Origin of the sequence: Stieleria sedimenti (genome assembly GCF_025060895.1) — a bacterium.
Taxonomy (GTDB): Bacteria; Planctomycetota; Planctomycetia; order Pirellulales; family Pirellulaceae; genus Stieleria; species Stieleria sedimenti.
Window position 1 is genome coordinate 19,526 of record NZ_JANZKV010000183.1, and the last position, 16,385, is coordinate 35,910.

11 protein-coding genes and 1 pseudogene are annotated in these 16,385 nt (G+C 56.0%); 10 read left to right on the top strand and 2 right to left on the bottom strand.

Annotated features, from left to right (window positions below; all coding sequences use genetic code 11):
- Positions 1–53: 53 nt before the first annotated feature.
- Entirely contained in the window at positions 54–2,738 is a 2,685-nt protein-coding gene (locus NZK35_RS23275) for a DUF1592 domain-containing protein (RefSeq protein WP_259634924.1), read from the bottom strand.
- A gap of 233 nt (positions 2,739–2,971) precedes the next feature.
- Between NZK35_RS23275 and NZK35_RS23280 the strand changes: the two genes are divergently transcribed.
- Both NZK35_RS23280 and NZK35_RS23285 read left to right on the top strand, forming a co-directional pair.
- Positions 2,972–3,259, top strand: coding sequence for a sulfatase-like hydrolase/transferase (locus NZK35_RS23280; RefSeq protein WP_259634925.1), 288 nt, complete (start codon positions 2,972–2,974; stop codon positions 3,257–3,259).
- A 216-nt stretch (positions 3,260–3,475) separates the two neighbouring features.
- Positions 3,476–4,795, top strand: a complete 1,320-nt coding sequence (locus NZK35_RS23285; protein ID WP_259634926.1) for a hypothetical protein — start codon at positions 3,476–3,478, stop codon at positions 4,793–4,795.
- 147 nt (positions 4,796–4,942) lie between these two features.
- On the opposite strand, the pseudogene NZK35_RS23290 reads toward NZK35_RS23285, so the two are convergent.
- Positions 4,943–5,119, bottom strand: a pseudogene (locus NZK35_RS23290) (DUF1588 domain-containing protein); the annotation flags it as partial.
- A gap of 165 nt (positions 5,120–5,284) precedes the next feature.
- Between NZK35_RS23290 and NZK35_RS23295 the strand changes: the two are divergent.
- The 8 genes from NZK35_RS23295 (at position 5,285) to NZK35_RS23330 (ending at position 16,366) form a co-directional block, all read left to right on the top strand.
- Positions 5,285–5,752 (top strand): hypothetical protein, encoded by a 468-nt coding sequence (locus NZK35_RS23295; RefSeq protein WP_259634927.1) that lies wholly within the window; start codon positions 5,285–5,287, stop codon positions 5,750–5,752.
- A 117-nt stretch (positions 5,753–5,869) separates the two neighbouring features.
- A complete protein-coding gene (locus NZK35_RS23300) occupies positions 5,870–6,811 on the top strand; it encodes a sulfatase-like hydrolase/transferase (RefSeq protein ID WP_259634928.1) in 942 nt (313 codons plus the stop codon).
- Entirely contained in the window at positions 6,808–8,181 is a 1,374-nt protein-coding gene (locus NZK35_RS23305) for a sulfatase family protein (RefSeq protein ID WP_259634929.1), read from the top strand. The genes NZK35_RS23300 and NZK35_RS23305 overlap by 4 nt, the downstream gene beginning before the upstream one ends.
- A 64-nt stretch (positions 8,182–8,245) precedes the next feature.
- Positions 8,246–10,234 (top strand): sulfatase, encoded by a 1,989-nt coding sequence (locus NZK35_RS23310; RefSeq protein WP_259634930.1) that lies wholly within the window; start codon positions 8,246–8,248, stop codon positions 10,232–10,234.
- A gap of 626 nt (positions 10,235–10,860) precedes the next feature.
- The gene (locus NZK35_RS23315; RefSeq protein WP_261364841.1) at positions 10,861–12,360 is read left to right on the top strand and encodes a sulfatase family protein; all 1,500 of its coding nucleotides are present in this window, start codon (positions 10,861–10,863) and stop codon (positions 12,358–12,360) included.
- Between the two features lie 71 nt (positions 12,361–12,431).
- Positions 12,432–13,409, top strand: a complete 978-nt coding sequence (locus NZK35_RS23320; RefSeq protein WP_259634932.1) for a DUF6807 domain-containing protein — start codon at positions 12,432–12,434, stop codon at positions 13,407–13,409.
- A gap of 51 nt (positions 13,410–13,460) precedes the next feature.
- Positions 13,461–14,801 carry a sulfatase-like hydrolase/transferase gene (locus NZK35_RS23325; protein WP_259634933.1) on the top strand — a complete coding sequence of 447 codons (1,341 nt, stop codon included), beginning with the start codon at positions 13,461–13,463 and terminating at the stop codon, positions 14,799–14,801.
- A gap of 101 nt (positions 14,802–14,902) precedes the next feature.
- Positions 14,903–16,366 carry a sulfatase gene (locus tag NZK35_RS23330; RefSeq protein ID WP_259634934.1) on the top strand — a complete coding sequence of 488 codons (1,464 nt, stop codon included), beginning with the start codon at positions 14,903–14,905 and terminating at the stop codon, positions 16,364–16,366.
- The last annotated feature ends 19 nt before the right edge of the window (positions 16,367–16,385 follow it).

Sequence of the window (16,385 nt, forward strand, 5' to 3'; positions counted from 1 at the left end):
AAAAGCGCGACGGCGAAAAGGTGAGGGTGAGGTTTTCATATTCATCCGGTGTGCTATTTCGATTGAAACAGTTCGCTGGCAACGACTTTGCGGATCAGCGTCCGCATTCGGTAGTCGTTTTGGCGAACAGAATCGGAGATGGTTGCCACGGTTTGGTGATCGGGGTAGCCGACAGGGCGAGTGAGCGCATAGGTCAGCATTTTGGCGACGAGGTTGCGGGTGAACGCATCGCGCCGCTCCAGTAGTCCGGCCTTGTACTGCTGGAGTGAAGTGAACGCGTCTCCTTCGGGGAATCTGCCGCTGACATCAATCAACGGCGCGTTCTTGCCGCGGAATCCTTCGCCATTGGCTTGAGTCCGCCACTTGCCGATCACATCGTAATTCTCCAGCGCGATGCCGAACGGGTCCAGCTTGGCGTGGCAGGAGGCACAGGTCGGTTCGTTGCGGTGAAGATCCAGACGCTCGCGGACGGTCAGTTTCTTTCCGGCCGTGTTGGGTTGGATTTCGCCGGCGTTGGGCGGCGGATTGCCCGGCGGATCGCCGAATAGTTCGGTTTTCACCCAGGCAGCTCGACGAACGGGCAGCGTCCGCGTACCGTCGGAAAGCAGGGTCATCAGTCCCGCCATTCCCAACACGCCGCCCCGGTGATGTTGCGGCTCGATCGCGACACGGCGAATGTTTGGACCCTCGACGCCCTCGATTCCGTAGTGCTGAGCGAGCCGCTGGTTGATCATCACAAACTCGCTGTCCAGAAAGTTTGTGACGGGCAAGTCGTCGGCAACCACTTCACGAAAAAAGGCATAGGCTTCAAGCTTTGACGATTCCTCGAGTGCCGCATCGTAGTCACTGTACTCCTTGGCTGGCACCGTGTTGCCGAATTCGCGAACGTCCAACCACTGGCCCGCGAAGCCTTCGACGAATGCGTCGGCTTTGGGGTCATCTAACATCCGATCGACCTGTTCCAGCAGCGTCTGTGGATCGCGAAGCCGCTCACGCTCCGCGAGTTCGAACAGCGTTTCGTCCGGCATGCTTGACCAAAGAAAGTAGCTCAACCGAGAGGCAAGTTCGTAGTCATTGAGCTTGCGTGGTGTGGGGGCATCGGCGGGCTCCTGGATGAACAGGAATCCCGGAGAACAGAGGACACGCGCGAGCCCCAGTCTCACGGCGTCGTAAAATTCGGCTCCCGACTGGCGAGCTTGTTCGACGAATTCAACCACGCCGTCGATTTCGGCTCGATTGACCGGACGGCGATACGCTCGCCCGAGCAAACGGGTGAAGATCTCACGCACGTAGTCTGCATCTTCACGCCCAGCGTTTGCTTCTTCGTCACCGGCGAAAAGGAGTGTTTGGTGACTTTTCGGCGGCCACTGTTGAGCGACCGGCCCGCTGATCTCAAACCAGTCAACAAAGATCGTCGGCGGGTTTTCAGAATCATGTTCAGGGTTGAAATGCCGCAGCGGACCTTTCCACTTGCTCGCCTCGGCAACGATCGCATCTAACTCGGCGCGGGCTTGTTCGATTTCAGCCTTCGGTGCTCCCGACGTGTTGGCGTCGCGAAGTTGACCCTGCGCTTCCCGCACCGCACGCATCCAATGATTGTTCTCGGGTGTGGTGACGATCAATTTGTCGATGTCGTTGAAACTGAAGCCGATGCCGCGTTTGAGTCCGTCGGGTCCGCAGCGCAAGAACACCATCGCTTCGTGAACCTGCGGGTCGTCGAGTCGACTTGGAATCGGAATCTCGACTTCCGCATGAACCGGTGTTTTCGAACCATAGATGGCCCTGACGCGAATCGGTTCGCCGCGAGATCCCGGGCTGGCTCCCGCACGAACTCGGATGCGGTAATAACCGTCCTGCAACACGACGTCTGAGGCATCGAGATTCCCCAGCCGGCCCCAGCGATCACCCTTCGGACGGTTTCCGTACCCGTGAACGAACCGTACGCCCCCGTCGGTGGTCTCGAATCCGCTGGGACCTGGGGCGACGACCGTGTTTGCAAACCGGCTGGTCATCTGTCGTTTGCTGGGCTTCACTCGCGGGTTGTTCTCCGCCTCGGCCCGCTCCGTCTGAACTTCAGGATCGCCAACAACGATCGCACGCTCGGCGATACGTTCGGCAACTTCCAGCGTCCGCTGGATCTGCGTCTGGTCGAAGAACAACGCCACGCCCAACCGGTCGAACCCTTCGGCCTTCCCATCACCCGGCAGCTCTTCGACCAGCGGGGCGAGCACCTTTGGATCCATGTGCAGCAGATCGCGAACAGTGTTGGCAAATTCCACCCGGTTCAAACGCCGCATCGGAATCCGCCCGCCCGCGCTGTGCGCCAACCGTTCCGCGTCACGCAGGCCCCGATGAATCCAGTCAACAACCGGCTCGAATTCGTCCGGCCTGGGCCGAGCCTCCTCCTTTGGCGGCATCTCGCCAAGGTTGATCATGTCCACGACCTCCTTCCACTGCTCCGCCGCCTTGGCAGCCGTGAAGTCCGTCGGGATCTGATCGATTCGGAACCCGGCGTTTGCCTGTTTCGGTCCATGGCAACGAACGCAATGAGCGGCAAGAAACGGCTGAACGACCTCAGTGACCAAGTCGCGTTCCACACTCTCTTCCACAGCCTCCTGACCAAGTGCGATCGCATCAGGAGTCATGGCCGAAACAAGAATCAGCACTGGAAGTGGAAGTACACCGCCGAGATTCCAGTCGGAGTTTGTGTATCGTGAAAGAATGAACGGAAGCTTCATGTTGGAATTCTAGTCGATTCGATGGGCTGATGAATGATTCATGACATGCGTTTCGTTTCTGCAGTTGGCTGCCAGTTTCCCTGCGTCCTCGGCTATACTCAAGCTTGGTGTTCCGCAGGGCAAGAACACGTCGCTCAGACTACGCGTCAGCCCACACGTTCGAAAATCGAGCGAAGAACTGGCACAACCGATGGGCCGACTGGAATCAATTGTAAGTCGATACGGAGCACGCCATGAAGACTAAAGTTTGCCTCAGCTTTGTTTGTGCCATGTTGTTCATCGGCCCAGATGATTTTACCGAGGCTACAGTGGCCGAGGAGAGTCGCGCGAGTATTCTGACCGGGAAGTATCCGGCGCGTACGAATCTGACGGAGTGGCTGGGCGGGCGTCCTGGACGGGACTACGAAAAGTTGCATCATGGCGCGAAGATCACCGCATTGCCCGACGAAGAGCCTACATTGGCGGAGGCATTGCACCAGCACGGCTATGCCACCGCGAATTATGGCCAAGCGATAGGGTGACCAAGTGTCTGAGCGTGTTCGCCGATGCCGCGAGGTTTCCAGGTCCATTCCCTCCGGCCAAACTTTTTCTTACACTCGGTGCTCTGCCGACACGTCGGAAAATTGGATTTTGGTCCGCGTGGTTGTGGTATCGCAAATTGGAAATCCCCGTTTATCTCTCCAGAACGTTCATTGGAACCGGCACGTTTGTAGAGACTCACCTGAGGTTCATCATTCATGGCTGCTTCGACGTCAATTCTCCCGGACAAACTGCACGAGTACCCGCAACAAGATGTGATCGATGGAGGATCGTCTTCGATTCTCGACGACTGCCTGAACAAGAACGGCGGGGTGTTGCAACTGCTGCACCGCTACGCCGGACGAACATTCTGCACGCCCGGTAAACGCCTTCGTCTTGATGAACGATCGTACTATCCGGACTATATGGACGGGACGGGGCTCGATGAACTCTGGATGTGTTGCACGGTTCCCATCGTGACGGGCGTCATCGATACGCGCACCAAGAAGGCACCGTTCCGCGAAGGCGAATCACACGTCCTGACTCCGGACGGGCAAGTCATCTCGCTACAGGATTTGATCGTCGCCAATCCGGAAGCGGTCATGGGTGAAAAGATGACGGCCTTTTCGAAGTCTCTGTTCGGCGACCCGACTTGGCCGATTGTGTCAAAGAAGTTCGACAACCTGAATCCGATTCCGCATCATCTTCACTGGTCAAAGTGGGAAGTCTACGACATCAATTCCTTTGACAATCCTGGAGTCAGCCCGTCGCATTATCACACCACGGCGATGGGATTGTACCCGTTCGTAACAAAGGGCCAGTTTCTCGATTGCATGAAGAGTTTTGGGCAGGGCGAGTACAACGGGGTGCGGCATTTGTCGCCGCACACGATGATGCACATTGACAACGGTTTCGTGATGCCCAACGGGGTGCTGCACTCGCCGACGGACCTTTGCACGCACGAGCTGCACGTCACGATGGATGAGCACTTCCTGGCCGAAGACCTGACGCTTGACGGAAGAATCGGAGCAGCGGATGCGTTTTACGCCTGCCGAGAAGAGGATTACCCGAAGGACAAGCACGAAGACTGGGAGTACCTGGTTGAAAAGTTCGACTTCGAAGCGAACCAGGACCCGGACTTCGTTCGGAAAAACAAACGGCCCGCAATCACCGCCGAAGAATTCGCGGGCGACGGAGTCGACGCCAAGTGGATCATTTACGGTGATTTCCTCGGCGACCAGAAGTGCTCGATTCTGCGGCTCGCCGTGCAGCCCGGCGGTAAGACGAATTTTTCCCCGGAGAGCCCCGCGCTGTTCCACACCAATCGCGGAAGCGGTCGCGTCGGAAAACTCGAAGTGAAATACCACCAGGGTATGAAGCTGGGCGAGATCTATCCCGAGATCGGATTCATCACCCAATCCGCACTCAATAACGGCGGCGTGGAAATCGAAAACACGGGAACGGAACCTCTCGTGTTGACCTTCGACTTCCCACAGAACGCGCATTCCAAAACGCCCGGTGCCAACACGACGAAGTAGTCGCTCGCGCAAGCCGGATCGAGGAGCGAAGCGACGCCGCTTTGGCACTGCGGTAAAGGGCAGCGGGTCATTTCGCGGAGATCTGCAACCGTGAAAGATGCGAGCAGCGAAGATGACCGGTGGATGACATGCGGTGTGAATGGTCATTGTCCCACGCGTGTCCGGTTCGATGGAGCGGACATTGGGTGGGGGCGGATGCGTCGGCAAGCCAACCAGGTTGGTGAGGATGAAGTTGCCCCGACGTACTGGGGAAGTCGTGGTTCCATTGGCCGTTACTTTTCCGCTCGACAAACGCAACCCCAACGCTAGCTGTGGGCCGAGCACTAGGGGAAGTGAGGCAATTCCCAACCCTTGCGTCGAGGCCGAGATAACAAGTAGTTCTCTAGATGACGGAATGCCAGTGGTGGTAGATGTGATCCGCTAAGCAACGCTCTAGCAATTTTGGTCGCCTCCACAGACACAATTCAACTCACAAACATCCCATACCTATTGCTGATTGAATTTCAAAACGTTTTTAAGATTTACGGCGAAGCGGACGCCGAGGTCCGCGCGCTCGACGGCATCAATCTCGAAATCAACGAAGGGGACTTTGTGGCGTTGAAGCTTCTCATTTCACCTTCAGGTGAAGTCTTTCCACGAATCACTCGGGATGCCAATAGAACTCGGGAGGAACCAACACTCCCGGAGAAATGGCGTTTGATCGGGCACACGCTCGACCGTCCCATGGAGTTCAAGCTGACTGGAGAAACGACGGTCATCAGGACAGGCAATCAGGATTCGTTTCAGGGGCCTGTCAAATTCAGCCTCAATGAATCACAACCCGAGCAATCAGCTCAATCGCGTGGCGGCGGTCGTACCACAGAAGCGACAACGGCAATTTCCGCGGAGCCCTCCTATGGAACAAGAAATGACAAGCATTGGACGCGGTGTTCACCAACGCTGTTTTTCTCCGCTTAAACGTAGATCGGGCCCCGGAAAAGTGTGAGTTGGGATATTCTTCTAGATTTTCGTTAACGAAATCTTTCGGCGTTCGGCATACCGGGTACACAGAGATACTTCGCGTCGACCGCTTAGATGAACGAAAACCAAAAACGAGAAGAGTTCACCCATTGCTGGCTGGAGGCTGAGCCTTCGGTATCGGCGTACGTTTTCGCGTCGATTTCCAGTGTTCATGACGCTGAAGACGTCGTTCACCGGGAACAGCGATGGCCTCAGCTTCTGGCGCGAGCTTTGGCGGCCGCCCTTTGTGTGTTGCCGGTCATTGGTACGTCGTTGCTGGTGGCGGCCGACCGGCCCAACATTGTGATCATCCTTGCGGATGACCTTGGGTACGGAAGCCTTAACAGCTACGGCGCGGATGAGTCGCACATAGCAACGCCTAACATCGACCGGCTGGCAAAGCAGGGCCGACGATTCACCAGCGACAACGGCGGCGTGCTGATGACCGAGGGTACACGTCCCGAGGCGGAAGCGTATCGAGAGGGGCTCCGCTGCAACGGCAACTGGCGCGGTCGCAAGCACAGCATTTACGAGGGTGGTTTTCGAGTTCCGTTTCTTGTTCGCTGGCCGGGACATGTTCAGCCGGGATCCGTTTGTGACGAAACGATCAACATCGTCGACATCTACGCCACGCTTGCCGCGGTGATCGATCAGCCGCTTCGACTGGACGAGGACGTCGCCGAAGACAGCTTCAATGTGCTGCCGGCAATGCTCGACACGCCACACCAGGAACCGCTTCGGCCGTCGATGATTGTTCACAGCCCCAACGGCAACTTTGCAATCCGCTGTGGCCCGTGGAAGTATATTGAAGGCAAACCGAGCCCGACGTTGAAACGCATCCCGCGGCGAGACGAACTTCACGCTCAGCTCTACAACCTGCAGGACGACCCGGGCGAGAAACATAACGTTATCAACGAATATCCTGATGCCGCGAACCGGTTGGCAAGTTTACTTGAGCAGCTGCGCAACGACGGAAGGTCATCAACGCGAACGTCTCAACGAGAAAATACCAAATGAACAGGCAACTTCTTTCATTCATATCACAACTGCTCCTCGCATTCCTGCTGGTGATTGCCTTTTCCGCAGGAACTCAGGCAGCGGATGATCGGCCGCCGAACATCGTTTTCATGTTCGCTGATGATCTTGGTTACGGCGACCTCGGCTGCTACGGGCATCCGTATGCAAAGACGCCTGCGCTTGACCAATTGGCTAAAGAAGGAACGCGATTCACGCAATATTATGTGACGGGCGTGACCTGTAATCCGAGCCGCACGGGGCTGATGACAGGCCTGTTCCCCGCACGATTCCCAAAGTACGCAGCCGATTTTGGTTTTGGTGAGCGTTTGACGATCACCGAGTTGCTAAAGGAACGCGGCTATCGGACGGGCCACTTCGGCAAGTGGCATATCGGTCCGGATGAAGAGAACGGCACGTACGGCATCGACACCGTGAAAGTGATCGGCAAGAGCCGCGACAAGACGACTGGTGACGCCGGACGCGACGACGACCTGTATTCGGCGGCGATCGACTTCATCAAGAAAAACAAAGACGAGCCGTTCTACGTCAACGTGTGGGGGCACGCGACACATTTTCCCGTCAACACGGCTGAAGGACTCGTCGCTGGGTTCAACGATGTCACCGTAGACCGCAACGACTTCTCACCAACAATGCAGCACAAGTTCGATGAGAGCCAGAAGATCAGCGGCGATCTGGACGAGTCGATGCGGCAGTACCTCGGCGACGTATATCAGATCGATCGCAACGTCGATCGCCTGTTGAAGACGCTCGACGAACTGGGACTGAGCGACAACACGATCGTTGTCTTCTCCAGCGACCATGGGCCAGCGCCGGTGATTCTCAGCAAGCAGGAACCTCGGAAATACTCGAACAACATGCTCGGCTACGCGGGCGAATTTCGTGGCGGCAAACACGAACAATACGAAGGCGGCACGCGCGTCCCGTTTATCGTCCGTTGGCCGGGCAAAGTCGAAGCCGGTCGAGTCGATACGCAAAACGTCTGCTCGTTCATCGACTGGCTGCCGACGCTGTGTGCGATTGCCGGAGTCGACGAATTACCGAAGCCAATTGACGGCGAAGACATCTCCGATATCTGGTTCGGTACCGATCGTGAGCGAACAAAGCCACTATTCTGGAAGACAAGTGCAGTCGGCGCGACGCCAGCGATGCGGGAGGGCAACTGGAAGTTGCATCTGCCACGCAAACAACGCGGAGAACCAGAACTTTATGACCTGTCGATTGACCCCAGCGAGAGTCGCAACGTCGCTGAGCAGCATCCAGACGTCGTGAAAACGCTTTCCAGGAAAGTCAAAGCCTGGGCCGCCACGCTGCCCACGGAATACTCCAAGAAAAAGGTGAGAAGCAGGTAAAGCTCGTCCACTACGAAGCAGCTTGCCTAAATTTAGAAACGACTAACCGTAAAGACGAAAATCTATGAAACTTCATCACGCCTTGCTCCTCTTGCCGATCGTTGGTCTTGTTTGCCTGTCAGCTAAGGCGAATGGCGAACCGGGACGACCGCCGAACGTCATTCTCTTTCTGGTCGACGACATGGGTTGGACGGACGGGGGTGTCTTCGGCAGCGAATACTACGAGACGCCGAACATCGATGCCTTCGCCAAACAAGCGATGCGTTTCACCAACGCCTATGCGCATCCGCTGTGCTCGCCCAGTCGGGCCTCGATCTTGACCGGGCAGGAGGAATCTCGCCACGGCATCCTTTCCGCCCACGGACATCAGGAGCCAGAGCCGTGGGGCGCGCAGGTCTATCAGGCTGCTACACCAACAGACGAATACCTGCTCACCAAGAGTCGCCGTTACCTGGATCCGGATGCCACGACGCTGGCCGAAGCTTTTCTCGGTGCCGGCTACCGCACGGCTCACATGGGCAAATGGCACCTGGGCTTGACTCAAGAGCATTGGCCGGACCAGCACGGCTTCGAGGTCACGTTTCACTCCGCACCAGATCCCGGACCTCCCGGCAGCACCTATTTCTCACCGCACGGAGTTCACGCTGACGGTAAGCCTGGTGCGGCACGTCGAGTCGGCAATATTGTCGACGGACCAGAAGGCGAACACATCGACGACCGGCTCGGTACCGAGGCAATCAAGTACATCACCGAACATAAGGACGAACCGTTCTACCTGAATCTGTGGATGTATGACTGTCACGGCCCTTGGGAAGCGAAACAGGATCTCATTCAGAAGTTCGCCAGGAAGGAGTCTGGGCCCGACGGTCATACGAACCCGGTCTACGCCGCCATGCTGAAGACGATGGACGACAACTTCGGACGAGTCATGACGGCGCTCGATGAACTCGGTATCGCCGACAACACCATTGTTGTTTTCTTTTCCGACAACGGCGGCAACACCCACAGCATGAGTGCGAGCGAACAGAAGCGCAAGATGGCCAATCCGAAGAGCAAGACGTATGGCTACACGAAGATTTACAACGACTACGCTGGTCTGCAGTATCCGACGAAGAATCTCGGTCTCCGCGATGGAAAAGGATCGCTTTATGAGGGCGGCGAACGTGTTCCTCTGATGGTTCGGTGGCCCGAACACATTCCTGCGGGCTCGGTCAGCGAGACAATCGTTAATAATATCGACCTGTATCCCACGCTGCTTGAACTGACCGGCCAGGCCGAACCTGAGAATCATGTCATCGATGGGAAGTCCTTCGCGAAGGTGCTCACAGAGGGCGTTGAGGCAACGGACCAAACGAGCGTCAGCTATTTTCCGTATCACGGCGGAGGCATCTCGGTGCGTGACGGCGATTGGAAATTCATCAGGCGTTACACCCGCAAACCGGACAGCTACGATGGCCTCGTCGAACTATTCAATCTCAAGGATGACCTCGCCGAATCGAAGAATCTCGCTGCCGAAATGCCGGAGAAAGTGGCCGAGCTTGATCAGTTCATCAAAGCGCACTTTGAACGCACCGGCGGCCTTCCCCCGAAACTCAATCCAGACTTTCAACCGAGAACGACCACATCCGTAGGTTCGAGAACCCCGACGCACGGGCTCGTTCCCAAGCAATGCGAACTCGAGTCGATCGACGGCGGCATACGCGTGATTGCCCAGGGGAAGAATCCCTTCCTGGGAACGGCCCAAGTGAAACTGGACGGACCGATCACGCTGCGCCTGCAAGCTCGGGGCGTCGATGGCAAGAGCGGGACGGGACGTGTTCAGTGGCGAACCCAAAAACAGACTGAGTTTCCTGCAACCGGCCAGACGGTGGACTTCGAAGTTCCTGAGTCGACAACCTGGCAAGACATCACAGTGCAAGTGCCTGTCGAGGGACGAAGTCAGTTGCTTCGTCTGTATGTCCCAGCCACTGACGGTCTCGACATCCGCTCGATCCGCTGGAAAGCCCAGGACGGGAAACCGGTCCAGTGGGATTTTTCAACGGATGCCCGGTAAGGCACGAACGCAAAAGCGGGATTCAGATCTCGCCCACAACGAAAAAGAGATCCATCAACGGAAATCGAATATGCTGAAATCTTTAACATTCTTTGCCCTCATCGGCTGCTTACTGTCGTCACTTGTGTCGGCAACCCGACGGAGTTGGCTGGTGAACATGCGCTGAAGGATGAGGATAGGAAAAAGCGATTGTCAACCGCCCTCGGTGCATGGCTCAGTTCGGTGAAAGAAGATGCAGGCAAACTGACCCCGATCAGCAGAAGCTCACCCCTGAGGTGACCGGCTCGCAACCTCAGAACGCACTTTCCAGAAAAAGGGAATTCGACGTCGGTGGCACAGACCGCAGCCTGGCCGTTGAGCTCTCTAGGGACACGACAAGCAGCCCGCCTCTTGTAACCACAGCTTTGCCTCGGATGTCGCGGTGGTACTCCGCCGAGCACATTTCACAAAGTTTTTCGTTAACGATGTCAGGAGATGATCGGCATTCATTTCGAACCCGAAGTCCGCCCGCGATCTCAAACCAGACCACATTGACGCCAGCGCGCTGTACGTCACGACGATCATCGCCGAGGCCTCGTCCATTCCAAGTTTTTATCGGCCTCTGACCCGACAGAACCCTAAAACAAATGTACCGGACCCTTTCATCGATTTTAATCCTTTGCCTGGCGGCCGCGCATTCGCATGCTCAATCCGAATCGCAGAAACCCAATGTCATCGTGATTCTCGCTGACGACCTCGGCTATGGCGATCTGTCGTGCTATGACGCGGAAGATATTTCCACGCCGAATATTGACCGTATGGCGAACGAGGGAGCGAAGTTTAGCAGCTTCTATGTTTCGGCCGTTTGTTCGCCGACACGCGCGGCGCTGATGACCGGCTGTCATCCGACTCGCGTGGGTATCGGCGGTGTCATGTTTCCTCGGAACAATCATGGGTTGAATCCTGACGAGATCACGTTGCCGGAGCTGTTGAAAGGTCAGGGTTATGCGACAGCCATCATTGGCAAGTGGCATCTCGGCAACGAAGACATGTTCCAGCCTCTGAACCACGGGTTTGATACCTGGTACGGAACGCCGGCATCCAACAACCAATTCTTTTACCCGACGATTAAGAAGTACGCGGCCGACTGCGTGTTTCGCGAAGGCTACACCCGCGACGGAATCCTCAAACGAGAGACCGCAGCCTGTCCGCTGATTCGCGACAACGTCGTCACCGAAGTTCCCGCGGACCAGACGCAGTTCACTCAGCGGTACACACGCGAGACCATCCGCTTCATCACCCGAAACAAAGACAGACCGTTCTTTGTGTATCTGGCGCACAACATGCCGCACATCCCGCTGCATGCGTCCGATAAGTTCGTCGGCAGCAGCCAACGAGGCATCTACGGTGACACGATTCAGGAACTCGACTGGAGTACCGGCGAGATCCTGCGGTCTCTGAAAGAACTGGGACTTGATGCAAACACCCTTGTCATCTTTACGTCGGATAACGGCCCAAACACAGGAAAAGGTGGCAGCGCTGGCCGGTTGAAAGGTGGCAAAGGCTCGACCCTGGAAGGCGGTGTCCGAGTTCCGTTCGTTGCTCGCTGGCCAGAGTCAATTCCGGCCGGCACGGAATCCGACGAAACCATCACAGGCATGGATCTGCTGCCGACGCTGACCAGACTCGCGGGCGGCGACGTTCCAAGCGACCGAGTGATCGATGGAAAAGACATCTGGCCGCTGCTCGCCGGAGAACCGGACGCCAAGTCACCCCACGAAGCCGTCTACTACCTGCGAGGCCGAGGCGTTCAGGGAATCCGTGTCGGCGACTGGAAGTACCTCGTCGATGACTCTTCGAAGAAGGAAGCCTCGAGAATTAAAGTTGAGTTGACTGCTGAGGAACAGAAACTTCCTCGCAGAGAGCGTAAAGCACTCATCAAGGAACGTGGGAAAGCCGCAGCTCAAAATCGGGGACCAACGGCTGCGCTCTACAACCTGACTAACGACATCGGCGAACAAAACAACCTGTTGGCGAAACACCCAAAAATCGTCGCCCGTTTGAAGAAGCTGTTGGATGAGTTCGGCCGTGAGCTTCGCTCTAATTTGAGACCTGCCGGCGTTGCGGAACCAGTGTCGATTGATTAGCAATAGATGAATGCGGACACACACAATTGAGAAACATTATGTCGCATCCCTATCACAGATTCGGAAGGTCAATGAAACGATTCAAAATAGCTCTGATGGTCTTGTTCTATTCGTTCATTGTCACCAACCAGTCGACACTTGGCGCTGAGCTGAATCTGACGGAAACAGATGACACGATTCGCATCACCCTGCGTGGAAAACCGGTCCTGCAGTACATCAAGAAATCGCAACCCGTTCCCGATGGACTGCCGCAATACTTCAGTCGCAGCGGCTACATTCATCCCGTTTACACTCCGACGGGTCAGGAGCTCACCGGAGACTATCCCGCGGATCATGCTCATCAACATGCGCTCTTTTTTGCGTGGGTGAAAAGCAAGTTTGACGGCAAGAGTGTCGACTTTTGGAATCAGGCAAAGGATCTCGGAAAAGTTGAATTCCGCGAAGTGCTGAACCTGGGTCGAGAGGAGCAAAGTGTCTCCTTCAGCGTCAAACACGCGTTCATGGTGAAAGATGGTGACAGGTGGATTGACGCACTCCACGAGGTCTGGACCGTCACCGTTCATCAAACGCCTGCCGACCACTTCCTTTTTGATGTCGTCAGCGTTCAGCAGTGCGCATCCGACAAGCCTCTGAGCCTGGCCGAATACCACTACGGCGGCATGGCGATCCGCGGCAACGTTCAGTGGCTGAAGGAAAAGGGGGACCACAGCATCAATGAGGGAGACCTGCGTCTCCTGACCAGTGAAGGCAAAGACCGCTGGGAAGGCAATCACACTCGCCCCAACTGGGTCGCTTTCTTCGGTCAAATCGATGGCCGGGACGTATCGGCTGCCGTCTTTTGCAGTCCGATAAACTTCCGCGCGCCCCAACACGTGCGGATTCATCCTAACAAACCCTACTTCTGCTTTGCGCCCATGGTGGAAGGTGCGTTCAAAATCACGCCCGGCAAGGAATACGCTTCACGATACCGCTACCTGGTGACTTCCAAAGCAGTCGACGTGCAAATGATCGAGAAGCACTGGGATGAATACGCGAAGACCGAGAAATAACGTCCTCCGCAGCCAGGGTTCATCCGTTGCCAATCCTCACAAAGATCAACAATGAAGTTCGTCCAATCATTCACAGCTTTTCTACTGCTTGCTTCGGTTGCCTCCGCAGCTAGTTCTGATCGGCCGAACATTGTTGTCTTCCTGACGGACGATCAGGGATACGGTGATCTGGGTTGCTATGGATCGGAAGACATCGCCACGCCGAACATCGACCGGTTGTGCGTCGAAGGCATGAAGTTCACCAGCTTCTATGTTCACAACCGCTGTTCACCGACGCGTGCCGCTTTGATGACTGGCTGTCATGCCCAGCGAGTTGGCGTTGACAATGTGGTTTACCGGAGAGAAAGAATCGGACTTCACGCCGATGAGATCACGATTGCGGAACTTCTGAAAACGGCGGGCTACGCGACCGGGATCGTCGGTAAATGGCATCTCGGCGAATGGGATGATTTCAACCCGGTGAACCATGGCTTCGACAGCTTCTTCGGTTTCATGGAGTGCGATGACAAGAAAACAACCGCAATCTATCGCAATAAGGAAATCGTCGAGAAAATTAAACACAAGACGGATGGCATCCACTCGCCAAAGCTACTCGCCGCTGGCATTGAGTTCATCAAACAGCACAAAGAACAGCCCTTCTTCCTTTACTACGCTTCGCCACTGCCGCATGTGAAGTGGCTTCCCCATCCCCGTTTCAAGGGAAGCTCCAAACAAGGTACCTACGGAGATGTGGTGCAGGAGATTGATTGGCAAGTCGGTGAGTTGATGAAAACACTCGAAGAACTCGACCTCGCCGAGAACACGCTCGTCGTCTTTGCGTCCGATAACGGACCGCAGCTCAACGTGGAAGGTTACGGGAGTGCTGGAGTGCTGCGAGACGGCAAATGGACTAACTTTGAAGGCGGTATTCGAGTTCCCTGCATCATGCGGTGGCCAAGCGCGATTCCCCCGAATTCGACCAATGATGAAATCACCGCGATCATCGACCTGCTTCCGACGTTTTGTTCCATCGCAGGTGTGGCCCCGCCAGCGGACCGAGTGATCGACGGTCGCAACATCCTTCCTTACATGCGAGGTGAGCAAGTTGACACGCCGATTCATGACTCCTTCATCGTGCCGAGTGCGAGCATTCGCCACGGGGATTGGAAGCTGCTTGTCAAAGGCCAGAATCCCGGCGGCGGAAAGTCAGATCGGGTCGGCAAAACAGACCGAGTCCCGGCACCTGCTGGTGCTATGTTCAATCTGAAAATCGATCCGAGTGAATCAACCAACGTTGCCGCCGAGTACCCAGATCAGGTCGCCGAGCTGACCAATAGGATGAGCGATTTTATGAAAGACCTCGATGCACATTCTCGCCCCATTGGAAGCCTGTCAACGGAGAGCGGCAAGTAAATACTTACCCAGCGAAGTGGTCGGTTCTCATCGGCCTCTCGCTTACCCGTCGTAGTGGACGAGGTTACGAGTCCCTCTCGCCAGAGAATTAGAAATTAGAGATGACAAATATGAACAAGATCTGCTTGGTATTCCTGCTGATTGTCTCATCGTTTGGTGTCACCAGGGCCGACGCGGCTGATCAGCCGATGAATGTGCTGTTTCTGGTTGCCGATGATTTGAACAGTTGGCTGCTGGACGATGCGGATCGCTACGCGGGTAAAGTCGTCGCGCCGAACCTTCGCAAGCTGGCTGACAGTGGCGTCAACTTCACGCGAGCGTATACCGCAGCGCCGGTTTGTTCGCCTTCTCGCACCGCATTCTTTTCTGGCATCGCGCCCTGGAAGTCCGGGATCTACAACAACGCGCAGACCATCAACAAGAGTGAGGTAGTGAACCGGGACGAAGTGCTATCACTGGCAGGACTGTTCAAGAAGAACGGCTACGGCACTTTTGGGTACGGCAAAATCACTCACGGCTGGGACCAGAAAGAACACTGGGATGACAAAGTTGGCCACAAACGCGATCCGGCTCCTCCCGGTGCGCCTCTGGCCGGACTCAGCGGGGGAGAACAGGATTGGGGAATAATCCATCTCACTGAAGAGCAAATGAATGACACCGGCGGAGCCGACAAGGCCATCGCAGTTTTGGAGAAACAACACGACAAGCCATTCTTCCTGGCATACGGCACGTTCAATCCTCACATGCCCTGGTATGTGCCGAAGAAGTATTTTGACATGTACCCTCTGGACCAGATTGTCCTTCCCGAGCTTAAGGAGGATGACCTGGACGACCTTCCTCCTTTGGCCAAAGCGGTGAGTGACGGGATCGGGAGCTTCGCCGACAAGGTCATCGAGTCTGGCCAGCACAAAGAGGCGGTGCAGGCTTACCTGGCCACAACTACCTACGTCGACACTCAATTCGGGCGTGTCCTCGACGCCCTCGAAAACAGTCCGTACAAGGACAACACGATTGTGGTCTTCCTCACTGATCACGGATTTCACCTTGGAGAAAAACATCACTGGCAAAAGACGACGCTCTGGGAGGAAGGCACGCACACTTTATTGATGTTTCGCGCGCCGGGAGTCAGCCAAACCGGCGGCGTGTCTGAACGGTTCGTTTCCCTGATGGACATCTATCCGACTCTTGCGGAACTCTGCGGCCTCACGCCGCCTGCGCACATCGATGGACGCTCGTTAGTTCCGCTGCTCAAGGCCCCAAAGGCCCCGTGGAAGAGCACCGCCATCACCGGTTTGTGCGATAAAAGCAAAACAGATCTGGCCTACATCAGCATCCGCAACGAACTCGGACGCTACACCCGTTACGGGGCGAACGAAGAGGAATTCTACGACACCACCAAGGACCCTCATGAGTGGACTAACCAGATCGACAACCCGGAATACGCCACCACCGTCAAAAAGCTCCGCGCCCTGGTCCCCAGTTTCGAGGAGGCCGCTCAACCCCTTCCCTCTGCCCTGACCAAGGAGCGCAGGGAAACTCGAGAAAAGAAGAAAGAGAAAAAATAGTCCAACCCTTTCACATCGT